The organism is Capnocytophaga sp. oral taxon 336 str. F0502, assembly GCF_000411575.1.
GTDB lineage: Bacteria > Bacteroidota > Bacteroidia > Flavobacteriales > Flavobacteriaceae > Capnocytophaga > Capnocytophaga ochracea.
Map to the genome: position 1 here is coordinate 258,945 of NZ_KE150490.1, position 22,811 is coordinate 281,755.

Below are 22,811 nucleotides of genomic sequence, written 5' to 3' on the forward strand. Positions count from 1 at the left end.
GCTTATAGGAAGCTTATACGAATCTTGGACGATTGGTATAGAAAGGGTATATAAGCAGTTGATTCATAACACAATACAACAGTGCTAAAAATGCTAAAAACGGGGTTTCGAGACGAAAGAAAAAGAATAGGCACTAGGCCTTAGGCCATAGGCAATAGGGGGAAGTACGACGGAAAGGAGAAGGGATAATTAGGGAATTAGCAAATTAGAAAATTAGTAAAATGGGGAGGTGTGAGGTCTTAGGGCATAGGCAATAGGGTTATGACGGAAAGTGGATAGGCAGATTGATAAATTAGAGAATTAGCAGATTTGGAAATTGGCAAATGAGGACGAGAGGGACGAGGTAAGATGGGTGGGATAGAAGAGACGGGAGATTAAATTAGCAAATGGGTTGGAGTTATATTGAAAAAACGTTGATAATCATTTAATTGCTTAGAAGAATTGCCGGATAAAAAAAGGGAGTTAAGCTTATAAACAAAAAATATTAGTTCGTAATTCAAAATTATTTTATATCTTTGCATTCTAAAAAATCAAATAACGCTTAGTTTATGGAATATTTAGATTTTGAACAACCTATTAAAGAGCTTGAAGAACAGATGGAAAAGTGTCAGGTCATCGGTAATGAAAGTGATGTGGATATGACTGATGCTTGCAAGAAAATAGAAAAGAAACTCAACCAAGTAAAGAAGGAAGTTTATGGTAATCTTACGGCGTGGCAACGAGTGCAAATCTCTCGTCACTTGGAGAGACCTTATACTCTTGACTATATCAACTCACTTGCAGGAAACACTTTCTTGGAACTTCACGGCGACCGTACAGTGAAAGACGATAAGGCGATGATAGGAGGTTTTGGAAAGATAGATGACCAGAGTTTTTTGTTTATTGGTCAGCAAAAAGGAGTAAATACTAAGATGCGACAATATCGCAATTTTGGTATGGCAAACCCCGAAGGGTATCGCAAAGCCTTGCGATTGATGAAACAAGCTGAAAAGTTTAACATTCCTATAGTGAGTTTTGTAGACACGCCAGGAGCTTTCCCTGGTATTGAAGCTGAAGAACGCGGACAAGGAGAAGCAATTGCTCGCAATATATTGGAGATGTCACGTTTGAAAGTGCCTGTAATAGTGTTTATCATAGGCGAAGGAGCTTCGGGAGGAGCGCTAGGTATCGGTGTAGGTGATAAAGTGTATATGCTTGAAAATACTTGGTATTCGGTAATATCGCCAGAGTCTTGTTCCTCTATATTATGGCGTAGCTGGGAGTACAAAAAGGAAGCAGCTGAAGCTCTAAAACTCACCGCTCCTGATATGAAGAAGTTAAAACTGATAGATGAGATTATTAAGGAACCACTCGGGGGGGCACATCGCGATCGCGAAATGATGTTTGCTACTGTTCGCAAAGTGATATTGGACACTTATAAGGATTTGAAGAAGCTTCCCACCGATAAATTGGTTGAAAAACGAATGAACAAGTACCTCGCGATGGGAGTGTTCAGTGAGAAGTAAGAAAATGATAATATCAACAACTTATAAAGGCGCTATTTAAGCGCTTTTTTTATAAAATGAAGATAGTAAACGGTTGCTAAATAGAAGAGTAAAGAAAACTTTTCAGAAGTTATCAACAGACTATTAACAGTGTTTGTGGGTAAAATCATCTACCCCAAATTAAACTATTTCGTATCTTTGCCGTATGAACGAAACAGAAAACACATCAGTACCAGAAATTGTTCCTGCAATACAACCATTCTCGCGAACACAAGTGAGTTTAGAGCGAGGAAAACTCCCTCCACAAGACCTCAATCTTGAAGAAGCTATCTTGGGAGCTATGCTCATTGACAAGAAAGGCGTTGATGATGTGATAGACATACTCAACCCTGAAGTTTTTTATAAAAAGCAACATCAACTTATCTATCAAGCTATTTTTGAACTTTTCAACGAATCGGAAGCTATCGACCTGCTTACGGTGGCAGAACAACTTCGCAAAAATGGCAATTTGGAGGCGGTGGGAGGAGAGTTTTACCTTATTAATCTCACCCAACGAGTATCATCATCTGCTAACGTGGAATTTCACGCGCGTATTATTTTACAGAAGTTCATCAAGCGCAAACTCATTGAAATTTCTTCGGAAATTATAGAAGACGCTTACGACGATACTCGCGATGTGTTTGATTCGTTGGACAGTGCTGAGCAGAAACTCTATGAAGTAACACAAGGTAACCTAAAGCGTTCCAGTGAAGTAGCGGGAGATTTGGTGATAAAAGCACTCAAGAAAATACAAGACCTCTCTAATAAAACTGATGGGTTTAGTGGAGTACCTTCGGGCTTTACCAAACTCGACCAACTCACCTCAGGTTGGCAAGCGAGTGACCTTATTATCGTAGCGGCACGCCCAGGTATGGGGAAAACAGCCCTCACGCTTTCTATGGCAAGAAATATAGCAGTAGGGCAGGGGATACCCGTAGCGTTTTTCTCATTGGAAATGTCGTCGGTACAGCTTATTACGCGTTTGATTTCTTCAGAAACAGGTCTGTCGTCAGAGAAATTGCGTACAGGGAAGTTGGAAGAGCACGAGTGGTACGTGCTAAATACTAAGGTGAAAGACCTAGAAAAGGCGCCTCTTTTTATAGATGATACGCCTTCTATATCAATTTTTGACCTCCGAGCTAAAGCGCGCCGACTCTCTACACAGCACGGCATTCAGCTAATTATTATTGATTACTTACAGTTGATGACGGCAGGAGGTAGCAAAGGAGTGGGTAACCGCGAGCAAGAAATTTCTACAATTTCTCGTAACTTAAAAGCTCTCGCTAAGGAGTTGAACATACCCGTAATAGCTCTTTCACAGCTTTCGCGTAATGTGGAATCACGTCCTGGACAGCAAAAGCGTCCGCAGTTATCCGACTTACGTGAATCAGGAGCTATTGAGCAAGACGCCGATATTGTATCGTTTATCTACCGTCCTGAATACTATAAAATTACAGAATGGGACGACGAATCAGGAACACCTACCGCTGGACAAGCTGAATTTATTGTGGCTAAACACCGCAATGGAGGTTTGGATAGTATCCGATTGAAGTTTGAAGGACATTTGGGAAGGTTTGCTAACTTAGAGGAATACGACAGTGGAAGCTATTTACCTATGGGAACACAAGAATTTGTTTCGAAGATGAATGAAAATGTAGCTTTTGAAACAGTGCCTACTGCCAATCCGGAGCAGGCTTTTGGTGCACCTTCAACAGCTTCAACCGAAGACGATATACCTTACTAAAAATAACTCTTGGAGTTTGTGAATATCCAAGAAAACTTTTTTGCCATTCTTCTCAATAGCATAAAATGATGCGGAGAGAGGAATGGCTTTGTTATAAAATTAATACTTATCGTATTGCAAATTAAAAAAAGTAGTATCTTTGCGGAGTCAAACAGACTTCATTATGATTAAATCATATATATCCAAAATATTTGCCTCTATCGTTAAAAAAAAGATAGACCGCTGGGCTAAAGCTCCAATAGACATACAACAAAAAGTATTCCAGTCGCTTATAGAACAAGCTAAAAATACGGCTTTTGGACGTGACCATCATTTTGAGGAAATCCAAACGTATGAAGATTTTGTTGCTCGCGTGCCTATACGCGATTATGAAGCCTTGCGCCCTTATATCGATAGGGTAGTGGAAGGCGAAAAAGATGTGTTATGGAAAGGTAAACCACTCTATTTTGCCAAGACTTCAGGGACTACCAGCGGGGCGAAGTATATTCCTATTACCAAAGCCTCGATGCCCTTCCATATTCAGGCAGCACGTGATGCGATTTTATGTTATATACACGAGACTAAAAAAGCCGATTTTGTAGAAGGAAAGATGATTTTCTTGCAAGGAAGTCCTATTTTAGGTGAAAAAAACGGTATTAAAACAGGGCGACTTTCGGGTATAGTAGCACACTATGTACCTGCTTATTTGCAGCGCAATCGTATGCCTTCGTACAAAACTAACTGTATAGAAGATTGGGAGACCAAAGTAGAAGCGATTGTTACCGAGACTTTTTCTGAAAATATGACCCTCATCAGCGGGATACCTTCTTGGGTGCTGATGTACTTCGAGCGATTGTACACGCGCTCAGGTATCAAGATAGGAAAATTGTTCCCTAACTTCAACTTGTTTATTTATGGAGGGGTGAACTACGAACCTTATCGCCAACAATTTGAGCACCTCATCGGGCGCAAAGTGGATAGCATAGAACTCTATCCCGCCAGCGAGGGATTCTTTGCCTATCAAGATAGTCAAACAGAGAAGGGAATGCTCTTACTGCTCAATTCGGGGATTTTTTACGAGTTCGTAGAAGCTGATACTTTCTTCAGTGATGCTCCCAAACGAGTGGCTTTGCAGGACGTACAATTGGGGGTAAATTATGCGCTCATTATATCTACCAATGCCGGACTTTGGGGCTACAATATAGGCGACACGGTGCAATTTACTTCGCTTGCGCCTTACCGTATAGTAGTTACGGGGCGCATTAAGCATTTTATTTCGGCTTTTGGCGAACACGTGATTGGCAAAGAAGTGGAAGAGGCAATGCGCGAGGGGTTAGAGGCTACAGGAGCGCGTATCACAGAATTTACGGTCGCTCCTCAGGTAAATCCGGTAGGGGGTGAATTGCCTTATCACGAGTGGTTTGTAGAATTTGAGCAGAAACCTACTGATATGAAACGCTTTGCCCAAGTGATAGATGAGGCTCTACAAAAACAGAATATGTACTACTACGACCTCATACAAGGTAAAGTACTCCAACCGCTCAAAATAACCGAAGTCGCCGAAGGCGGTTTTGCCTCTTATATGAAGTCGCAAGGAAAGCTCGGCGGACAGAATAAAATACAGCGATTGGCGAATGATAGAAGTGTTGTGGAGCGATTAGTGAAAAGTTAAGATTAAGACTGATTACTTAAGAAGCACAAATTACCTCGCATATTCAGTTCTTCGCGACTTTGACTCTAAAAACATTTGCGAATCATTTTTGCTTAACAATAATGTAGAATTATTAAATAAAAAAGCCAATAGTATTTTACTATTGGCTTTTGTTTTTTAGTTGTTTTGTAATTTGTAGTTGATAGGGTAAGCAAAGGTAACTGGTGTAGGTTTACCACGTTGTTTACCTGGGATAAGTCTAGGAAGTTTCATAATAAGTTTCTTAGCATCATCTTCCAAAATTTTATCGGGACCACGCACTCCTAAAACGGTAATAGTACCATCGGTATTGATGCGGAAGTTTACAAATACTTTTCCTTGAATACCCATTTCGGCGGCAGCTTGTGGATAGCTAAAGTTCTTTACTACGTGTTTGTTCAAGTTTTCTTGAAAACATTTCATTTGTTGATCTTTAGGAACGTTTTTACAAGCTTCGAACATAGGTTTATCTTCGATAATAGTAAAAGGCACATCTACATCAGGAGCTTCTTCTACTACAGTTTGTTTAATTTCTTCTACTTTAGCTATTTGCTCATTTTTAGTAGTTTCAGTAGTACCAATTACTTGTTCTTCGATTTTAGTATCGTTTTCCACTACTTTTACTTCCTCTACCACTGTAGGGGCTGGAGGTGGTGGAGGTGGTGGAGTTTCAGGAGGGGTCTCCATTGTGTAGTTCTCTTGATTTTCGTCAAGAGCCTTATCCACATCTGACGTACGGTTGTCTTGAACGCTTTTGTCATACACTTTTGTTTCGAACCCCCATAAGGTAAGGGCAGATACAAGAGCGAATCCTATGGCAAAGAACAATCCGCTACTTTTTGCCAAATCGGCTTTCGGATTTTTTTTAGGTTGCATAATGATTTTCTTTTAAAAGGTTATTAAATATACTTTTTATCTGAAAAGCTTTTCATACTTTCTCATAAACAGTAGAGCAACAACTGTGCCAAATGTATTGAAGAGCATATCAATATAGTCGGCAGAGCGAGTAGTGGTAAGTAAGCCTTGTAGTATTTCCATTGTTGCGCCTAAAAATAAGGCGGTGATTACTGCCCATAATTTACTTCTAAATGCTAATATAAACAGTGCCGTGTAACCGAAATAGAAGCTGAAATGAGCAACTTTGTCTAAATAGGGAATACGAGGTGCTTTGGGCATTTCGCTGAATGAGATAAGACTTAGAGTGATAATAGCTATCGTCCATATGCCCCATAACAAAGTGTATTTGTGTTTTTTAAGCATATATTAGAGTTTTATACGCTTCGGCTGAGAGTAGATTATCTAACTGGGTAATATCGCTTATTTTCAGTTGTATTATCCACCCTTTGCCATATGGGTCGGTATTTACTTTCTCAGGTTTTTGGTTTAGCGGTTCATTAAACGCGATTACTTCGCCCGTGAGGGGCATAAATAAATCGGATACTGTTTTTACGGCTTCGATACTGCCAAATACTTCATCTTCATTAAGGGTATCGCCTATGGTTTCTACTTCCACATACACAATGTCGCCTAATTGGTGTTGAGCAAAATCGGTAATGCCTGCTGTGGCTATATCACCTTCGATGCGCACCCATATGTGTTCTTTAGTGTATTTTAAATCAGATGGAAAGTTCATTGCCCAATAAATGTCTTAAAAAGCGAGCCAAAGGTACTCTCTTTTTTTGTAACTACCAAATTTTTATTAGAAAAATTTTAACATTTTATTTGAGTTGTGGGATAATGGTCGGTAAATTAGTAGATTAGGTGTATGCTAAACGAGTGGTTAATGGTTAATGGTTAGTGATTAATGGTTAATGATTAATGGTTAATGATTAATGGTTAATGATTAATGGTTAATGATTAATGATTAATGGTTAATGATTAATGGTTAATGATTAATGGTTAATGATTAATGGTGAAATTGGGAGAAGATTATACAAAGCTTATAGGATAATCGAACAATAAGTGGGTCTATAGTGGGGCTACAGTGGGTCTACAATGGCTCAATAGTGGGTCTACAATGGCTCTACAGTGGCTCTACAGTGGCTCTACAGTGGGTCTATAGTGGGTTTATAGTGATAGATGACTAAAAGGAGGAGGGGGATAAAGTGAGGAAAAGCTGAGGGTAAGAAGGTGGGCGCTGGGAATAAAACTGAAAGCAAAATGTTTTTATATATTAAATTATTTGTACCTTTGCCCTCTCAAAAGAAAGAATTTGCAAATGTTGAACTTAAACGATACTCTTAAACAATATATATTACAAGCTGTACAGGAACTGTATGGTGTGAGCTTAGAAAGCGTTGAATTGCAACAGACTAAAAAAGAGTTTGTGGGCGATATTACTCTTGTGGTGTTTCCGCTATTGCGTCATATCAAAGGTAATCCTGTGCAGATAGGAGAACAAATAGGAGGGTACTTAAAAGAGAAAGTAGGTGATTTGGTAACTGACTTCAATGTGATTAAAGGTTTTTTAAATCTTGTAATTGCTGATAGTTACTACATCGACTTTTTAAAAGAAGTGAAGAATAATCCTCAGTTTGGTTTGGCAACGCCTAATAGCAAAGAGGCTATTTTGGTGGAATACTCATCGCCTAATACTAATAAACCGTTGCACTTAGGGCATATCCGCAACAATCTCTTAGGGTATTCGGTAGCTGAAATCTTAAAAGCAGCTGGACATAAGGTGTATAAAACCCAAATCATCAACGATAGGGGGATACACATTTGCAAATCGATGGTGGCGTGGCAACGTTTTGGCAATGGTGAGACTCCTGAAAATACAGGGTTGAAGGGTGATAAATTAGTAGGGAATTACTATGTGGCGTTTGATAAGGCGTACAAAGCTGAAATACAGCAATTAGTAGAACAAGGGAAGACCAAAGAAGAAGCGGAAAAACAAGCTCCTATATTTGTAGCAGCCCAAGAGATGCTTCGCCAATGGGAAGCGGGCAACCCCGAAGTAATAAAACTTTGGAAACAGATGAATGGCTGGGTATACGATGGTTTTGCCGTTACTTATAAGAATTTAGGTGTTGATTTTGATTCGTATTACTACGAGAGCAATACCTATTTGTTAGGGAAAGACATTGTGGAACGCGGTTTGGAGCAAGGTGTATTCTTCAAGAAAGAAGATGGTTCAGTTTGGTGTGACCTTACCACCGATGGCTTAGATGAGAAGTTGGTGCTTCGTGCTGATGGTACGTCGGTTTATATGACGCAAGATATGGGGACTGCTACCCAGCGTGTGAAGGACTATCCTGACGTAAAAGGAATGGTGTACACGGTAGGTAACGAGCAAGATTATCACTTCAAAGTGCTTTTTCTTATTCTGAAAAAGTTGGGTTACGATTGGGCATCACACTTGTATCACCTGAGCTATGGTATGGTAGATTTGCCCAGTGGCAAGATGAAAAGTCGCGAGGGCACCGTAGTAGATGCCGATGACCTTATTGCTGAAATGGAGCAAACCGCCAAAGAGATTTCACAAGAACTCGGCAAACTCGACGGTTATACCGAAGCGCAGAAAGAAACCTTGTATCACACCATAGGTTTGGGAGCCTTAAAATACTATATATTAAAAGTAGACCCCAAGAAGCGTATTTTGTTTGACCCTAAAGAGTCTATCGATTTTCAAGGGAATACAGGTCCGTTTATACAATACACTTACGCTCGTATCCAGTCGATTATGCGCAAGTATGCTAAAATGGGAGGTAGGAATGAAGCAGCGGTAGAAAAAGTTAAAGGTTTACACGAGAAAGAGAAGGCTTTGCTAAAGAGCATCACCCTATTTCCGTCGGTTGTACAAGATGCGGCTGATAGTTATAGTCCTGCTATTATTGCCAATTATGTGTATGATTTGGTAAAAGACTTCAATTCGTTTTACCAAAATGTATCGATTTTGGGAGAGGAAGAGGAGAGCAAGCGTGATTTTAGGGTAATGTTGAGCAAGAAAATAGGAGAAATTATAGCAGAGTCGTTTAAAATGCTGGGCATACAAGTTCCTGAAAGAATGTAGGTTATAATAGTAGTATAAAAAAAGTATTCAAAAAATTTGCAGGAATGAATAATTGTTGTACCTTTGCAACCGCAAATAAAGGAAAAGCCAGTTGCGAATTTATTGGAAAAGAAATAAGCGAAAATAGCTCAGTTGGTAGAGCGCAACCTTGCCAAGGTTGAGGTCGCGGGTTCGAACCCCGTTTTTCGCTCTTTTTTTATGTTTATCATAGAAGGCTCGGATGGTGGAATCGGTAGACACGCTGGACTTAAAATCCAGTGGGCAGTAATGCCTGTGCGGGTTCAAGTCCCGCTCCGAGTACAATTCTTAAATATAACCCTTTGGAAATCAAAGGGTTATATTTTTTTAATGGCTAATTTAGCCGACATTTAGCCGAAAACTTTCAAAAAACTATTTTTTAGGGGTGTTTTTTTACCTCCTGAATGTAACTTATAAAAAAGAAAATCACCGCCTTTTGTAGGTAGTGATTTTTTCTTTTTTATAAGGCGTAAAAAATACCGCTGATTTATGGTTGTCTCCTAACTTTGTACAAGTGTATGTTTTTTTACGGTTGTACTACTGAATATTTACTGAATGTTTTACCCCGTTTTACCCCCGTTTTACCGCATTTTAGCGTACATTTAGCGCACCATTACCCCAATTTACCGAAATAAAAAATTATAGTTCGGCTGATTTACTGATAGTTAGAAAAGGGGGTAACAATTTAAGCGGGGTATATTGAAAAATATTGAATGCTAATCACCTCAACTATATCAAAAGTTATAAAAAGTACCTTTTGCGCGGTACAGATGTTAGTTCCTTGCTTTTGCCTGCTGTTAGGTTGCAACTTACAACCTTTTGCCCTGATAGGTTGCAACCTTTTGAGGTATGCTCAATTTTGAGCAGTGCTGATTATTTAGCAGTCTTCCTCAGTTCTGAGTATGCTTTTTATAAAGGCGACAAAAATCAAAAAAAGCATTTGTTTTTTTATAAAGAATTAAATTCACAATCGCTTCAAAAACGAAAAAATATTTGTTCCTGATTTGCTTTTTTTATAAGGCGCATAAAATACCCTAATCGCTTGAAAAACGAAAAGAAAAACAAGTGCTTTTAACTGTAAATCTAAATGAAATACCCCTGCCCAAATCTGAGCAAGGGTAAAATAATAAAAACACAATGAGAAAATCTATTAACTTTGCGTTATTTTTAGTTTGTATTGCTATACGGTTGATAATCAAAAAAAGAGCCGTTTGCGTTTATTTTTGACGGGTATTAGGGGTTTTTGTGGTTTTGACTTTTTGCCGTGTAGTTTGCAAACTTAATTTCATTTGCTAATTCGGTAGCAAGTTCAGTAGTCAGCAAAATGCGTATATCTTGCTCTTTTGGGTCAGTGCTGATAATATCTACCGCAACCAACCAAATACCGTCTTCGCCCTTAAACGCTCTCGGTTTGATTTTTATTTTCTGTTTCATAGTCTTTTTTTTTATGTTTATAAATTTAATGTTAATTGCTGTTTTAAATCACTACCACGCATTATAGACCTTGTGCCCTCTGATTTGTTGTAATAACGATTGCGTACTTGCTTTGCTAACTGGTTTATGATATTTTTCTCAAAAACTGGTCTAACGCCCGTGTGTGGTAATAACAAACTACAAAGCAATGAATATAAATGCAAGTCTGTATCTTTTACGTGCCTAATTGTCTTCGTCTGTATGTACCTCGCCCCCTTATCCTCTAACTCCAAACTTATACCAGTGATAACACACTTTTTTTGATAGTTATCCGAGAGCGGTTTTTTAACCTTTTCGGAGGTCTCTTTTTCTACAATCTTTTTAGTACCCCCTATGTTACATTCCCACCCTATACTTAAACGGTGAGATTGTAACATATTTGCTTTTTTAGAGGCGGTGAGATTGTAACACGTTTTTTCACTTTGTGAAGTTATTTTTTGGTTATCAATTTGCGGTGAGATTGTAACATATTTTTCACTTTGTGAAGTGTCTTTTGTTTCCTGCTTTCTCCCTATTGGTTGCGGTGCTGGCAGGGTATAATCACCCGCTTTGCCCTCAATTGTGGCATTATACCCCGCTATCATTTGCCGTTGCATTTGTTCCTTATAGTTATCCGAATAATTTTTAATTAGGATACTTAATTGCTCTTTGTGGTGCTGTTTGTTTCGTCTGCTTGCTTCTTTCCAAAAGTTTTTATCCTTATAGTCTTTGAGGCGTGCCTGCTTTGCCTTTGTTAGTCCCTTTGTATTTATTGAGTAGTCGTAATAAACTAACTCGTTAAACTCGTTATAAAGTAAATTAAACGCTTGTTTTAAAGTCGTTTTGTTAATATCAGCAAGGGTACTAATGTTTATACCTGCCTCTATTAATTTACGCATTTTCATTACTTTAATTTCTATCCTAACAACGTTGTTAGGTAGTTTATACTGCCTACTTTTGTTATAAATCTTTATGAAATAGTCACTGTGTTCAAACTGAATATAATTACCCCTGTGTTTTATGGTAGGGCTATAATCGTTGCGGTGATATAGTACCCCTTTTAGAAAATCAAACGGCGCAAAGGTAACCACGTTATTTATACCAAATTCAATATTTTGTAATTTGCAAATGTGCGGGCTAACCCCTAATTCAGAGCAAAGACTTTCAGCAGTGGCTGTAATATCTTCCAATGTAAATACATCACCATTAAATCCTTGATATTTATCTATTTGCCAACTGGTTGCAATGTCTTTGATAATGCTCCTATACTTATGCAAACTGCCTGCAAGTAAAAATCCCTCACTGGTCGGTTTTATAATCATATTTTTGTACAGATATGCATTTTTTACCTCTCCCGTCTCTGTGTCTATCTTTTCCTTTAATACCCCAAACGTACCCGCCTCTTTTAGTTCCTGAAAGCGGGTATCGTTGCGGTAATTGATAAATGCCTTAAAATAGTCAATCATAGCCCTAACTTCTTTTTTATATACCCTATTTGGTCGCTGATGAATGCTCCTATATCATTAGCGGACGGGTAATAGTTAGGGTACTCAAATATTACCATTCTACTATTGTCGTATTTAAATACGAAAAACAAAAAAGATACTTTGCGGGTGTAGCCGTTTGGTTGTTTTTCTGATATATCACCAAAATAAATTAGGTTGTGATTTGTGGCAAATAGCCCCGTAATTGGGGCACTCCATTTGCCACGCTTGCCGTTATTCATTGAGGCATTTCTGTACCAAAAATAAACATTTTGAGACTTGTTAAAGTGTCTTTGTAATGATATGTTAGCAAAATCTTTAATACGTGTCTTTGCCTCATTACCACTTATCCAAATACGCTCGAAATGTTTAACCTCTTTGTATTTGTCGGAGGTTTCTACCCTATCAAATGAATGTATTATTATTTCGTGTGCCATTTTTTATTGTGTTTAAAGGTTATTATACTAAGTAAAAATATTGTGTTGTGCTGGTATGCAAAAGGCTAACTTTTCAGTCGATTTATACCCCTCCCCCGATGTGGGGAGGGTGTTTTTTATTTGTTAATCAAAAAAATATTTGTACCTTTGCCTCGTGTGAATTTGCACACCCACAATTTTTAAAAACGCATACAAAGGGGCTACGTGCCTCTTTGTTTGTTTTTACCCCTCTTTTAGCCGTATTAGGGCATTATCTACCTCCTGCCTTTTGTAGTATACACGTGCACCTATACCGTACGCTTTTAACTTCCCTTGCTTCGTCCAGTGGTGCAAAGTACTCATATTGATATTAAGCATTTTTTGCACCTCCTTACGTGTTAGGTACTCCGTTGGCTCTTTTGGCTGAAAGTCTTTTTTTAGTTCTCTAAGTTCAGCACGCACACCCTCCAAAATCATTGTTTGCAGTTGTGCAGGTGTAGTTTGAATAAATTGTACTGCTTCCATTTTTCTAATGATTGTTTTTATTTGTTTGCGGTGCAAAGGAAAGTTAGGTAAAAATTAAGTAGTACTTAAAAAGAATCAATGAATAATAATAAAAACGAAAAAGGCTCTAAGGAATAACCTTAAAGCCTTTGTATATAAGCAATTAGAATGTTTTATAACTTCTTAGCGACATAGCCTAACTTCTGCAATATTTGCCGCGCTTTCTCTTTATGTATCTTTTTGGGTGCGTTTCGTTGGTCTGTATTGGGGCTAATAATCGGGTTTACATAGGTTTGCAAAGTCTTTGCTTCACCCCCTATAATAGCACTCAATAAAGAGGCTATTTTATTAGCGTTGTTAATCGGATATGCTGTTTTTATTAGGTAATCAAAAATACCCAACTCCTGCAATATAGCAAGTCTCGTTTTTGTATCCATATCCTCTGAAAAGTCTATCAATTCAGGTTCAGGAGGTGGAGGCGTTGAGGTATCGCTTCCGTCCGTTTTTTCCATATAATCATTCAAACGAATACTTATAGGGGTATATTTTTGGTTTGGCTGTAACTCTTTTATTTTTGATTGTACCAACCTCCTAAACGTTCTAACACTGTAAAACTCATAAGGAAATAATAATGCTTCTAAGTTAATTATTTTCTCAGTTTGAAAAAGAATATTTTTTGCTTTTTTTCTATTCTCTATTTGTCGAGGTGTTAGTTTCTCAATTGTTTTAGGCATTATATAGGGTATTTCTATACCTGCATTTGTTCTTTCCTTTATAGCATTGTCTATATCTTCAGTAGTGAATTTTGCTTCCATTATCTCGCCCTCCTGAAAAAGATAAAACGATATATCCCAGTCCAATCTTTTTAACAACTCTAAATTAAAATCATCTGTATATGCTTTTAATATTTTTAGCATATCAAATTCCCCTAATTCATTTTCTCTAATGTAATTACATAATTCATAAACAGATAAATCTATTAATTCAATATTCATATTTCCACAATTTTTTAAAAACGTTATTCAATATTATTCAGGGCTACCCTCTAACCTTTGGATTATCCTATCTTCGTCCTCAAAGGTTTTAATGTAGGAACGTTCACCGCCTCCAACTCTTGCAGCCTATTAGCCGTTTGCAATAGGTAGTCCGTTGCGGTTTTACCTATGTATGCTAAAAACGTGCTTTCCTTTGTGTGCCCCGTCATTTGCATAATAAAAGCCGTCTCCAATTTGCCATATAGGTTTGTCGCAAATGAACGCCTACACGTGTGAGAGCCTACCAGTTGCCACTTCTCAAACATGCCCTTAACCGTTCTTTTCACCCCCTTACTGGTGTAGTTACCCTTATCGTCCTGCTCTATAATATTACCCTTATCGTCCACCATACACACTTTGGAATGCTCGATAAGTTCGTTAATACCCGCTAATTTGCACACCTGCTTTATATATTGGTCAAACTTCTGTACCGATATTTTGTAAGGGAGTCCGTTATTCCTGATAGTGTTTATTTCCTGCAATGCTCCAACAATCGGAATGCGTGCTATCTTGCCCGTCTTTTGTTGTTTAAGTTCTACATACTCCACCCCGTCAATATGCTGTACAAAATTGCTTTCTGTAAGGTCTAACAAGTCGCCCCCGCGTTGTCCTAACAAGCACCCTAATAATAACCATTTGCGGGCGTTATCCAAACTTTTATTTTCAATCACACAACCACGCACCCTTTCCAAGTCCAACGCATTAAGATATACGGGCGTTTCTTTGTCAGGCGTTCCCTTTCCTACTTTTGTCAGTTGCGGGCTGGTTTCCATTCCCAACGCTTGCGCCTCGTTGCATACTGCCTTCAGGTTGTCAATAATTTTCAGGGCATAACTATCTTTATACCCTCTTTCATTCATTAGCCAGCCCAAAAACACTTTTTCAAAGGGGGTGTTTATATCCTTTGCCTTGTATCGTTTGCGGGTGTACGCCTGATAGTCTATAAAAATGCTTTTGAGGGTGTGATATGATTTCACACGGCTAACAGATAGCCCCAAAGTACCCCGTGCGTTTTTGCGTGTGGAGGCGTTCTGTATGATATGGTCTATTAGTTCAGTAATTAGGTCGCTTTGCTTTGTTGCGGTATCTGTTATTCGTTTAAAGTGTATATCCACTTTGTCTTTTAACCATTGCGTATTAATCACCTCGCCCCGTTGGTCTGATTGGTTCACACACTTTTCAATGAATTGTCGCAAGGCGTTCAGGTCTATTGCTGTATTTTTATGCTCTATTGCAGTAGTCTTTGGCAGTTGCTTTGCCACGCTCCACGATTTAGGGTCTATAAATAGCCCCGTTTTACATTTGTAGTCTTTATCTCTACTAATGATTAAACGCACGTATATAGGAGCGTTATCACTTTTACTTTGAAGAATGAATTTTATAACCATATTACAACCACTATTTTTAAAAACATTGCAAAGATAAAAATAAAAAAATACACCTCCAAAAAGTTAGCCGACATTTAGCCGAAAATTAGCCGAAAATATGCAATTTTATGCAATACCATACAATCACCACACACTACCAAAACACTCTTTAAATATCTGTTTTTCATATAATTATATACTAAAAAATAGACATTTACAAAAGTCCTGAAAATACGTGGTTACAGTCCCGCTCCGAGTACAATCTTCAATCACTACTTACGAAGAGAGGTAGTGATTTTTTTGTTATTATATACTTCTTAAATATTAATGTAATGAAGTAATTATCCTTCACTTTTATTGTTTTTATCATTAAAAAGCGTACCTTTGCCTGCACAATAAAATAACAAGATAATGAATACAGGTTTTTTCAAGGGATATCAAGGGGCAGAGTTATACTTCTACGAATGGAATTACAAGCCTCAACAAAAAACGCTTATTGTAATACATCGCGGTCACGAGTACGGTGAGCGCTTACAGGAATTTGCTACGCACCCGTTGTTTGTGTCCTATAATATTTTTGCTTTTGATATGAGAGGGCACGGGCATACTAAAGCTTCAGTATCGCCTGCTTTTATGGATTCAGTACGAGATTTAGATGCTTTTGCTAAGTTTTTGCAACAAGAATACGACGTGCAAGAAGAGGATATTTTTGTAGTAGCCAACAGTATAGGAGGGGTGATTGTATCGGCTTGGGTACACGATTTTGCTCCACGTATTGCTGGAATGGCACTTTTAGCACCTGCTTTTGAAATCAATTTAATAGTTCCCTTAGCCAAGCAAGCTATAGAATTAGCACTAAAAGTGAAACCTAATCTTGTTGTAAAAAGCTATGTTAAATCTAAAATGCTCACTCGTGACCCTGAACAGCAACGCGCCTATGATACAGATAGGTTTATCACGCGGTCTATCAACGGCAAACTGCTTATAGATTTAGCTAATGCAGGTAAGCGATTGGTCGAAGATGCTGCTGCTATTACTATTCCCACACTACTGCTTTCAGCTGAAAAAGACTTTGTGGTGATTAACAAGCAGCAGAAGCAATTCTATGTAAACTTATCTTCTGAAATAAAAGAATTTATTACCTTAGAAGGATTCCACCACGGCATTTTGTTTGAGCAAGGCAGAGAAGAGGTATATAAATTACTTGAACATTTTATCAGTAGAGCTTTTGAAACACCTCTTGTATCACCTTCTTTGAAACCCGATACTTTTACTCAAAAAGAGTACGAAATAATGCAATACGAGCTCATACCCAATAGAGAAAAGTACTATTACCGATTTCAGAAATGGGCACTGAGTAAGTTAGGACACCTCAGTGGCGGAATGGCGATAGGACTGGAATATGGATTTGATTCAGGAGCTTCAATGGATTACGTTTACAAGAATATTCCTCAAGGGAAATGGGGTATAGGTAAACTGATGGACAAAAGTTATCTCAATGCCATTGGGTGGCGAGGCGTACGTATACGCAAAGCACACTTATTGGAGCAAGTAGATAAAGCGATACAAGCTTTGCAAGCCGAAGGGAAGAAAATAAAGATACTTGATATTGCTGGAGGAGTAGGTAATTATTTGTTTGACATCAAAGAAAAGCACCCAGAGGTAGAAATTGTCATCAATGAGTTTTTACCAGCTAATATAGAAAAAGGGGAGCAAACCGTCAGAGAAAGAGGCTTTCAAGATATACGATTCACTAACTACAATTGTTTTAAAGCCAATAACTACACAAGGTTAGACTATAATCCTAATATCACTATCATATCAGGTATTTTTGAACTTTTTGGTGATAATAAATTAGCTAATGAGGCGGTAAAGGGAGTTGTGTCGATTTCAGAAAACGGTTTTTTGATTTATACAGGACAGCCGTGGCACCCACAACTCAAAACGATAGCCTTTGTACTAAAAAGTCATCAAGAGAAAGATTGGGTGATGCGTCGCCGTAGTCAGCGAGAGTTAGACGGGATATTTTCTCTTAATGGAGTGCAAAAGCAGGATATGCTGATAGATGATTTTGGAATCTTTACAGTTTCATTAGGGAAGATAGAAAAATAGGACTTTTCAGTATATCAAATAAATAGCCCTTGTCGTAAAATATTTTATTCTATTTATTTGGTAGTTTCTGTAAAAGGTAGTAGTTTTGCGCTCTAAAATTAAAAATCGGGATGTGGCGCAGTTGGTAGCGTACACGTATGGGGTGCGTGTGGTCGCTGGTTCGAGTCCAGTCATCCCGACTTTTTCTTTAATAGCTATTTGAAATGAATAAGGTATATCTTCCTTTGTTATTATATCTCTATTTTACCCTTCTTTAGCGTCTATTTCTTGAATGTATATCTACGGATATTTATGGTGGAGAACAATATGGATTGTTTTAAATTCAGCATAAAAGTTACGATACCATTTATAAACTGATGATTATTATATAGAAAATATATGAAACTTTCAAACTTTAATTTTGAACTTCCTAAAGAGCTATTAGCTGAGTATCCCAGTGAGAACCGCGACGAAGCACGCCTAATGGTAATACATCGTAAAACAGGAGAAATCGAACACCGACTATTTAAAGATGTAATCGACTATTTTGACGATGGAGATGTGTTTGTACTGAATAATACTAAAGTATTTCCTGCTCGCTTGTATGGGAATAAAGAAAAAACAAAGGCAAAGATAGAAGTATTTTTGTTGCGTGAACTCAGTGCTGAACAACGTTTGTGGGACGTACTTGTAGACCCTGCTCGAAAGATACGGATAGGCAATAAACTCTATTTTGGCAAAAATGCTGAATTGGTAGCCGAGGTAATAGACAATACTACCTCTCGCGGTCGCACCCTTCGTTTTCTATACGATGGTACTTATGAAGAGTTTCGCCAACATCTTACAGAATTAGGGCAAACACCTCTGCCTAAATACATCTCTCGTCCAGTAGAACCTGAAGATGAAGAACGCTACCAAACTATCTATGCTAAATACGAAGGCGCTGTAGCTGCACCCACTGCGGGGTTGCACTTCTCTAAACACTTGATGAAGCGTTTGGAAATAAAAGGTATTACCTTTTCCGAAGTAACTTTGCACGTGGGGTTAGGAACTTTCAATCCTGTAGAGGTAGAAGACCTTTCTAAGCACAAAATGGATAGTGAAGAGATACATATTCCTGAAAGTCAAACAAAAATCATTAATGCAGCTAAGGTGAATAAAAAACGTGTATGTGCGGTAGGAACTACCGTAATGCGCGTGTTGGAAAGCTCAGTTTCATCTGATGGTTTTCTAAATCCATTTGACGGTTGGACAAATAAGTTTATTTTTCCTCCATATGATTTTAGTATAGCCAATGCAATGATTACCAACTTTCACACTCCTAAATCTACCTTGTTAATGATGGTCTCAGCTTTTGCTGGGCACGACCTCATTATGCGTGCTTATAAAGAAGCCGTAGAGCAGAAATATAAATTCTATTCTTACGGCGATGCGATGCTTATTCTATAAGAAGAGTTATATATAAAGAAGATGACGGTAGAGAAAACTCCTTGCCGTCATTTTTTATTTCTGAATAGTTATAGAGAGGAATTTTATTTTGTTCATAGTTAATCGGTAAGATTTTGTAACGCTTACTTATTTCCTAATTTAAAGAGCCAGTGTGGCTCGCACTATTTTCCTGCAAACGCTTTTACATCATCTTCTGAGATTTCTTTGCCTCCTAAGATAATGAGTCGCTCTACTACATTACGCAGTTCGCGAATATTACCCGTCCAATCTTGTTTTTGAAGAAGCTCTATTGCTTTTTTGCTAAATTTCTTTGGACTAATACCTTGTTCCTCGGCTATTTTTGCTGAAAAATAATCAATAAGTAGAGGGATATCGTCTCTGCGTTCGTTAAGTGACGGTACTCTGATGAGAATTACTGCCAAACGGTGGTACAAATCCTCACGGAAACGACCTTCGGCTATTTCTTTTTTTAAATCTTTATTGGTTGCCGCTATTACACGTACATCTACATTGATGTCCTTATCACTTCCCACGCGGGTAATCTTGTTCTCCTGCAAGGCACGCAACACTTTGGCTTGGGCAGAGAGACTCATATCGCCTATCTCATCCAAGAAAATAGTACCATTGTTAGCAGCCTCAAACTTACCTGCACGGTCTTTTACCGCCGAAGTAAACGCCCCTTTGATATGTCCGAAGAGTTCACTTTCTATCAGTTCAGAAGGAATAGCGGCACAGTTTACCTCTACCATCGGAGCTTCACTGCGCTCGCTTTGGTAATGAATAGCGTGAGCTACCAACTCTTTACCTGTACCATTAGAGCCCGTGATGAGCACACGCGCTTCGGTAGGAGCCACCTTTTCTATCATCTGACGGATTTGTTGCAAAGGTGCACTTTCTCCTATCATCTCATAGCTCTTGCTCACCTTCTTTTTGAGATGTTTATTCTCTACCACTAATTTCTTCTTGTCGAGAGCATTGCGCACGGTGTTGAGCAAGCGGTTCAAATCGGGTGGTTTTGAGATATAGTCGTAAGCCCCTAAGCGCATTGCGTTTACTGCTGTCTCGAGGTCGCCGTGACCTGATATCATCACAAAGGGGATTTCGGGTTTGAGTTTCTTGACCTCAGCGAGTACTTCCATACCGTCCATCTTAGGCATTTTGATGTCGCATAGCACTAAGTCGTAGTCCTCTTTTTTGAGTTTCTCAACGCCTTCTACACCATCAGCTGCTTCTTCTACTTCGTACTCTTTGCTTTCTTCTACCAATATTTTGGTAAGTACACGGCGAATTGCCGATTCGTCTTCTATGATGAGTATTTTTGCCATAAATTCAATCTTTCCATTTGCCAATTTGAATAATCTGCTAATTACTCCGCAAAGGTAGTAAAAAAATAAAAAACTCTTGACATTCTGCCAAGAGTTTTTGACGTGTGTTTATGAAAAAGTGTATTTATTAGTTTTTAAATGTAGGTTTGAACTTCGATTGATATACTTGAAACTCTTGTTGAGTAGTGATTTTTTTGTAATCATTGTTGTTAAACATCTTCAAGTAGAGTTCTAATTGAGTAGGCGACATATACCCGGTGATACCTGTTATCAAATCGTTATTTTCGTCTAAGAACACCATTGTTGGGTAAGCCTGTACTTGCATATAGCCAGTAAGTGGGTGTGTGGCGTTACGGCGTTCAGCCAATGCGGGGTCATAGCCTTTGTTCTCAAACTTTTGTCCTTTGTAGTTCGCTACTTCGTTACCTTCACCATTGAACTTTACAGCGTAGTAATTATCGTTCACATACTTTACTAAGTCTTTGTTCTTAAAAGTGTTGTTCGCTAACATTTTGCAAGGTCCACACCAATTAGTGTATACGTCAATAAATATTTTTTTAGGTTTTTTCTTCTGAGCAGCAATAGCTTGATCAAAAGTCATCCATTTAATTTCCTGAGCTTCAAGAGTAGCAGTAGCTACCAAAACAAAAGCTACAATAGCGATGAGTTTTCTTGTCATACTGATAAAAGTTTGTAATTTTTTCGTGTTTATAGATTTTCAAAAACCGTGCCAAATGTATGTTCATCAGTGGGGGTGAGGAATTGCATTGCGATAGGCAGGTAGTACAAGTCTTGCAAATGAGGTTGCAGGCGCACGTAGTCTTTCTCAGTGGTCAAGATTCGCTTGCCTTGCAATTGCTGTATTTCTCTCTCGGTAAAATGATGATGGTCGGCAAAAGCTAAATGCTGAAAATCTGCTCCTTGTTCTTTCAAGAATGTGAGTAGAGGACTCGGATTGGCAATGCCTGTTACCAAAGTAAAAGGTTCTTGAATGAAAGTCGTCAAAGATATGTTTTTCGTCCCTGAAAATACTTGCTTATCGTAGGCAATGGTTGCAAAGACGATAGGACAAAGGCAATGCTTCTGTAAACGCGTTATGAGCTGAGTACGTTCTTTTTCTGACAATGAGGGAGGACATTTAGTTACAACCACTATATCGGCTTGTTGCACTCGGCTTACTACATCGCGGAGTCGCCCCATTGGCAGTAGCCAATCGTCAGTAAACAGATGCCCGTAAGCGGTAAGCACTATGTTGATTTTTGCTTTTACGGGGCGATGTTGGAAAGCGTCGTCTAATATAATGAGTTCAGGAGGCATAGGCAAGGCGAGCATTCGTTCTACACCTTCTACTCGGTTGGCACAAACAGCTAAGATAATATCCTTAAATTTCCACCAAAATTGGAAAGGTTCATCACCTAAATCCAATACCGTAGAAGTCTCGGTAGCTAATATAAAGCCCCTTGTCTTGCGTTTATAACCACGACTGAGCACGCCCACTCTACGCTGTTTATGCCATCGTCTGATGAGGTACTCCACCATTGGGCTCTTACCTGTCCCTCCTACTGCTACATTGCCCACGCAAATAGTAGGTACGGCAAAAGTATGTTCTTTAAAGATACCCACGTTGTAGCACCAATGGCGCAGACGAACTATTGCACCATACAAACACGCCAAAGGGAAAAGAAGTATTTTAAAAAGATATTTAAACCATTTTCTCATAGTGGATATTTTGCACAAATCTCTTGGATTACTTCATCGATATCACTGTACTGAAAATTGATAAACTCTTTTATTTTATTGCCATTATAAGTCCTTATTAAGCCGAGAGCATCGGCTGTTTGGAGAGTGAGGGTTCGTTTTTTGATACCCAAGAAACTCAAAAAGCCGTCTAAACGTGCCAAACGACGCAATACTTTATGAGAAATTTTTTTAGTAGGAGCTTTCACTCCTAATCCTTTGGCTATCTTCTCAAAAAGTGATTGATAAGTAAGGTTAGCCGTATTCAGCACAAAGCGTTCTCCCGTAACTTCGGAGAATTGTAAGGCAATCATTGCGCGTACGACATCGTCTGCCGCCACAAAGCCTGTACCCCCTGTGGGGTAATATTTCTGTCCATCAGCTACTTTTTTAAACCACAAGCCAGAGCCTTGTTCAGAGAAATCAGCACCCAACACCACTGAAGGATTTACAATAACCACTGGCAATCCTTCTTGCGAGCCACGCCATACCTCCATTTCGCCACCGTTCTTACTGATAGCGTAATCAGTGTTATTGTCCTCACTATTCCAGTCGTTTTCCTCATCAATAGGTGTGTGAGGCAAAGCCGAAAGGGTAGCTACAGAGCTCACATAACAGAGTTTTTTTACCTTAAAGTCAATACACAAGTTTACGATATTAGCCGTTCCTTCGACATTCACTTTGATGAGCTGAGCAAAATCTTTAGGTTGGTAAGAGATAAAGCCTGCACAGTGAAAAACAAAAGAAACATTCGCAAACGCTTGTTCCAGCGCAGGAATGTTACTTATATCGGCTTCTACCCACTCAATAGAGCGGAATTGTTCCGCTCCATTGGGGGATTGTTGTATAAAAAGTTGTTCGATTTTTTCTAATGAATGGGCATTGCGATAGATAGCTCTTACTTTATGCGCCTTGTTTTGGGTAAGGTAAAAAAGCAAGCGGCTGCCAATCTGCCCTGTTCCGCCAGTTACTAAAATCATCATTTT

19 protein-coding genes and 3 tRNA genes are annotated in these 22,811 nt (G+C 38.6%); 9 read left to right on the plus strand and 13 right to left on the minus strand.

The features are described from left to right. The first annotated feature begins 548 nt into the window (after nt 1-548). The 3 genes from HMPREF1528_RS06835 (at nt 549) to HMPREF1528_RS06845 (ending at nt 4,918) form a co-directional block, all read left to right on the plus strand. A complete protein-coding gene (locus tag HMPREF1528_RS06835) occupies nt 549-1,505 on the plus strand; it encodes an acetyl-CoA carboxylase carboxyltransferase subunit alpha (protein ID WP_002673067.1) in 957 nt (318 codons plus the stop codon). 184 nt (nt 1,506-1,689) lie between these two features. After that, the gene (gene dnaB, locus HMPREF1528_RS06840) at nt 1,690-3,267 is read left to right on the plus strand and encodes a replicative DNA helicase (RefSeq protein WP_016479170.1); all 1,578 of its coding nucleotides are present in this window, start codon (nt 1,690-1,692) and stop codon (nt 3,265-3,267) included. A 163-nt stretch (nt 3,268-3,430) separates the two neighbouring features. Then, nucleotides 3,431-4,918 carry a GH3 auxin-responsive promoter family protein gene (locus tag HMPREF1528_RS06845; protein WP_034567936.1) on the plus strand — a complete coding sequence of 496 codons (1,488 nt, stop codon included), beginning with the start codon at nt 3,431-3,433 and terminating at the stop codon, nt 4,916-4,918. A 156-nt stretch (nt 4,919-5,074) separates the two neighbouring features. On the opposite strand, the gene HMPREF1528_RS06850 is transcribed toward HMPREF1528_RS06845, so the two are convergent. From HMPREF1528_RS06850 to gcvH, 3 genes are read right to left on the minus strand one after another with little or no spacing between them, the layout of a single operon-like run. Continuing rightward, nucleotides 5,075-5,812, minus strand: a complete 738-nt coding sequence (locus HMPREF1528_RS06850) for an energy transducer TonB (protein ID WP_009410658.1) — start codon at nt 5,810-5,812, stop codon at nt 5,075-5,077. Between the two features lie 36 nt (nt 5,813-5,848). Then, nucleotides 5,849-6,196 (minus strand): VanZ family protein, encoded by a 348-nt coding sequence (locus tag HMPREF1528_RS06855; protein ID WP_016479172.1) that lies wholly within the window; start codon nt 6,194-6,196, stop codon nt 5,849-5,851. Further along, nucleotides 6,189-6,569 carry a glycine cleavage system protein GcvH gene (gene gcvH / locus HMPREF1528_RS06860; RefSeq protein WP_016479173.1) on the minus strand — a complete coding sequence of 127 codons (381 nt, stop codon included), beginning with the start codon at nt 6,567-6,569 and terminating at the stop codon, nt 6,189-6,191. The genes HMPREF1528_RS06855 and gcvH overlap by 8 nt, the downstream gene beginning before the upstream one ends. A gap of 585 nt (nt 6,570-7,154) precedes the next feature. On the opposite strand from gcvH, the gene argS reads away from it, so the two are divergent. The 3 genes from argS to HMPREF1528_RS06875 all read left to right on the plus strand — a co-directional run bounded on the left by argS (nt 7,155) and on the right by HMPREF1528_RS06875 (nt 9,248). Further along, nucleotides 7,155-8,948, plus strand: a complete 1,794-nt coding sequence (gene argS / locus HMPREF1528_RS06865) for an arginine--tRNA ligase (protein WP_016479174.1) — start codon at nt 7,155-7,157, stop codon at nt 8,946-8,948. 117 nt (nt 8,949-9,065) lie between these two features. Then, nucleotides 9,066-9,138 (plus strand) — tRNA-Gly (locus HMPREF1528_RS06870). A gap of 24 nt (nt 9,139-9,162) precedes the next feature. Then, nucleotides 9,163-9,248 (plus strand) — tRNA-Leu (locus tag HMPREF1528_RS06875). A gap of 951 nt (nt 9,249-10,199) precedes the next feature. Here HMPREF1528_RS06875 and HMPREF1528_RS06885 read toward each other — a convergent pair. From HMPREF1528_RS06885 to HMPREF1528_RS06910, 6 genes are all read right to left on the minus strand, one after another. Beyond that, nucleotides 10,200-10,400 carry a hypothetical protein gene (locus HMPREF1528_RS06885; protein ID WP_016479175.1) on the minus strand — a complete coding sequence of 67 codons (201 nt, stop codon included), beginning with the start codon at nt 10,398-10,400 and terminating at the stop codon, nt 10,200-10,202. Between the two features lie 17 nt (nt 10,401-10,417). Then, nucleotides 10,418-11,884, minus strand: coding sequence for a hypothetical protein (locus HMPREF1528_RS06890; protein WP_016479176.1), 1,467 nt, complete (start codon nt 11,882-11,884; stop codon nt 10,418-10,420). Continuing rightward, nucleotides 11,881-12,339, minus strand: coding sequence for a hypothetical protein (locus tag HMPREF1528_RS06895; protein ID WP_016479177.1), 459 nt, complete (start codon nt 12,337-12,339; stop codon nt 11,881-11,883). The genes HMPREF1528_RS06890 and HMPREF1528_RS06895 overlap by 4 nt, the downstream gene beginning before the upstream one ends. Before the next feature lie 222 nt (nt 12,340-12,561). Continuing rightward, on the minus strand, nt 12,562-12,843 hold the full coding sequence (locus tag HMPREF1528_RS06900; protein ID WP_034567939.1) for a helix-turn-helix domain-containing protein: 282 nt from the start codon (nt 12,841-12,843) through the stop codon (nt 12,562-12,564). Between the two features lie 152 nt (nt 12,844-12,995). Further along, nucleotides 12,996-13,817, minus strand: coding sequence for a hypothetical protein (locus tag HMPREF1528_RS06905; RefSeq protein ID WP_016479179.1), 822 nt, complete (start codon nt 13,815-13,817; stop codon nt 12,996-12,998). Nucleotides 13,818-13,879: 62 nt separating this feature from the next. Further along, entirely contained in the window at nt 13,880-15,244 is a 1,365-nt protein-coding gene (locus HMPREF1528_RS06910) for a phage integrase SAM-like domain-containing protein (protein WP_016479180.1), read from the minus strand. Nucleotides 15,245-15,634: 390 nt separating this feature from the next. Between HMPREF1528_RS06910 and HMPREF1528_RS06915 the strand changes: the two genes are divergently transcribed. From HMPREF1528_RS06915 to queA, 3 genes are all read left to right on the plus strand, one after another. Further along, a complete protein-coding gene (locus tag HMPREF1528_RS06915) occupies nt 15,635-17,335 on the plus strand; it encodes a bifunctional alpha/beta hydrolase/class I SAM-dependent methyltransferase (protein ID WP_016479181.1) in 1,701 nt (566 codons plus the stop codon). Nucleotides 17,336-17,441: 106 nt separating this feature from the next. Beyond that, nucleotides 17,442-17,514, plus strand: a tRNA-Pro gene (locus tag HMPREF1528_RS06920). A 199-nt stretch (nt 17,515-17,713) separates the two neighbouring features. Continuing rightward, a complete protein-coding gene (gene queA, locus HMPREF1528_RS06925; RefSeq protein ID WP_009421022.1) occupies nt 17,714-18,763 on the plus strand; it encodes a tRNA preQ1(34) S-adenosylmethionine ribosyltransferase-isomerase QueA in 1,050 nt (349 codons plus the stop codon). Between the two features lie 161 nt (nt 18,764-18,924). On the opposite strand, the gene HMPREF1528_RS06930 is transcribed toward queA, so the two are convergent. The 4 genes from HMPREF1528_RS06930 to HMPREF1528_RS06945 form a co-directional block, all read right to left on the minus strand. After that, nucleotides 18,925-20,088 carry a sigma-54-dependent transcriptional regulator gene (locus tag HMPREF1528_RS06930; RefSeq protein WP_002676357.1) on the minus strand — a complete coding sequence of 388 codons (1,164 nt, stop codon included), beginning with the start codon at nt 20,086-20,088 and terminating at the stop codon, nt 18,925-18,927. 127 nt (nt 20,089-20,215) lie between these two features. Beyond that, nucleotides 20,216-20,767, minus strand: coding sequence for a thioredoxin family protein (locus HMPREF1528_RS06935; protein WP_002673044.1), 552 nt, complete (start codon nt 20,765-20,767; stop codon nt 20,216-20,218). Nucleotides 20,768-20,796: 29 nt separating this feature from the next. Further along, nucleotides 20,797-21,807: a tetraacyldisaccharide 4'-kinase gene (gene lpxK / locus HMPREF1528_RS06940; RefSeq protein ID WP_016479182.1), complete on the minus strand. Its 1,011-nt coding sequence runs from the start codon at nt 21,805-21,807 to the stop codon at nt 20,797-20,799. Next, a complete protein-coding gene (locus tag HMPREF1528_RS06945; protein WP_034567940.1) occupies nt 21,804-22,805 on the minus strand; it encodes an NAD-dependent epimerase/dehydratase family protein in 1,002 nt (333 codons plus the stop codon). Before HMPREF1528_RS06945 ends, lpxK begins: the two co-directional genes overlap by 4 nt. Nucleotides 22,806-22,811 lie beyond the last annotated feature (6 nt).

What these genes read in the sequence shown, in the direction of transcription:
- HMPREF1528_RS06890 (WP_016479176.1), bottom strand. Translation starts at nt 11,884, where the DNA reads ATGATTGACTATTTTAAGGCATTTATCAATTACCGCAACGATACCCGC.
- HMPREF1528_RS06910 (WP_016479180.1), bottom strand. Translation starts at nt 15,244, where the DNA reads ATGGTTATAAAATTCATTCTTCAAAGTAAAAGTGATAACGCTCCTATA.
- HMPREF1528_RS06845 (WP_034567936.1), top strand. Translation starts at nt 3,431, where the DNA reads ATGATTAAATCATATATATCCAAAATATTTGCCTCTATCGTTAAAAAA.
- HMPREF1528_RS06835 (WP_002673067.1), top strand. Translation starts at nt 549, where the DNA reads ATGGAATATTTAGATTTTGAACAACCTATTAAAGAGCTTGAAGAACAG.
- HMPREF1528_RS06850 (WP_009410658.1), bottom strand. Translation starts at nt 5,812, where the DNA reads ATGCAACCTAAAAAAAATCCGAAAGCCGATTTGGCAAAAAGTAGCGGA.
- dnaB (WP_016479170.1), top strand. Translation starts at nt 1,690, where the DNA reads ATGAACGAAACAGAAAACACATCAGTACCAGAAATTGTTCCTGCAATA.
- HMPREF1528_RS06930 (WP_002676357.1), bottom strand. Translation starts at nt 20,088, where the DNA reads ATGGCAAAAATACTCATCATAGAAGACGAATCGGCAATTCGCCGTGTA.
- HMPREF1528_RS06945 (WP_034567940.1), bottom strand. Translation starts at nt 22,805, where the DNA reads ATGATTTTAGTAACTGGCGGAACAGGGCAGATTGGCAGCCGCTTGCTT.
- HMPREF1528_RS06905 (WP_016479179.1), bottom strand. Translation starts at nt 13,817, where the DNA reads ATGAATATTGAATTAATAGATTTATCTGTTTATGAATTATGTAATTAC.
- HMPREF1528_RS06900 (WP_034567939.1), bottom strand. Translation starts at nt 12,843, where the DNA reads ATGGAAGCAGTACAATTTATTCAAACTACACCTGCACAACTGCAAACA.
- HMPREF1528_RS06935 (WP_002673044.1), bottom strand. Translation starts at nt 20,767, where the DNA reads ATGACAAGAAAACTCATCGCTATTGTAGCTTTTGTTTTGGTAGCTACT.
- HMPREF1528_RS06895 (WP_016479177.1), bottom strand. Translation starts at nt 12,339, where the DNA reads ATGGCACACGAAATAATAATACATTCATTTGATAGGGTAGAAACCTCC.
- queA (WP_009421022.1), top strand. Translation starts at nt 17,714, where the DNA reads ATGAAACTTTCAAACTTTAATTTTGAACTTCCTAAAGAGCTATTAGCT.
- argS (WP_016479174.1), top strand. Translation starts at nt 7,155, where the DNA reads ATGTTGAACTTAAACGATACTCTTAAACAATATATATTACAAGCTGTA.
- HMPREF1528_RS06915 (WP_016479181.1), top strand. Translation starts at nt 15,635, where the DNA reads ATGAATACAGGTTTTTTCAAGGGATATCAAGGGGCAGAGTTATACTTC.
- gcvH (WP_016479173.1), bottom strand. Translation starts at nt 6,569, where the DNA reads ATGAACTTTCCATCTGATTTAAAATACACTAAAGAACACATATGGGTG.
- HMPREF1528_RS06855 (WP_016479172.1), bottom strand. Translation starts at nt 6,196, where the DNA reads ATGCTTAAAAAACACAAATACACTTTGTTATGGGGCATATGGACGATA.
- lpxK (WP_016479182.1), bottom strand. Translation starts at nt 21,807, where the DNA reads ATGAGAAAATGGTTTAAATATCTTTTTAAAATACTTCTTTTCCCTTTG.
- HMPREF1528_RS06885 (WP_016479175.1), bottom strand. Translation starts at nt 10,400, where the DNA reads ATGAAACAGAAAATAAAAATCAAACCGAGAGCGTTTAAGGGCGAAGAC.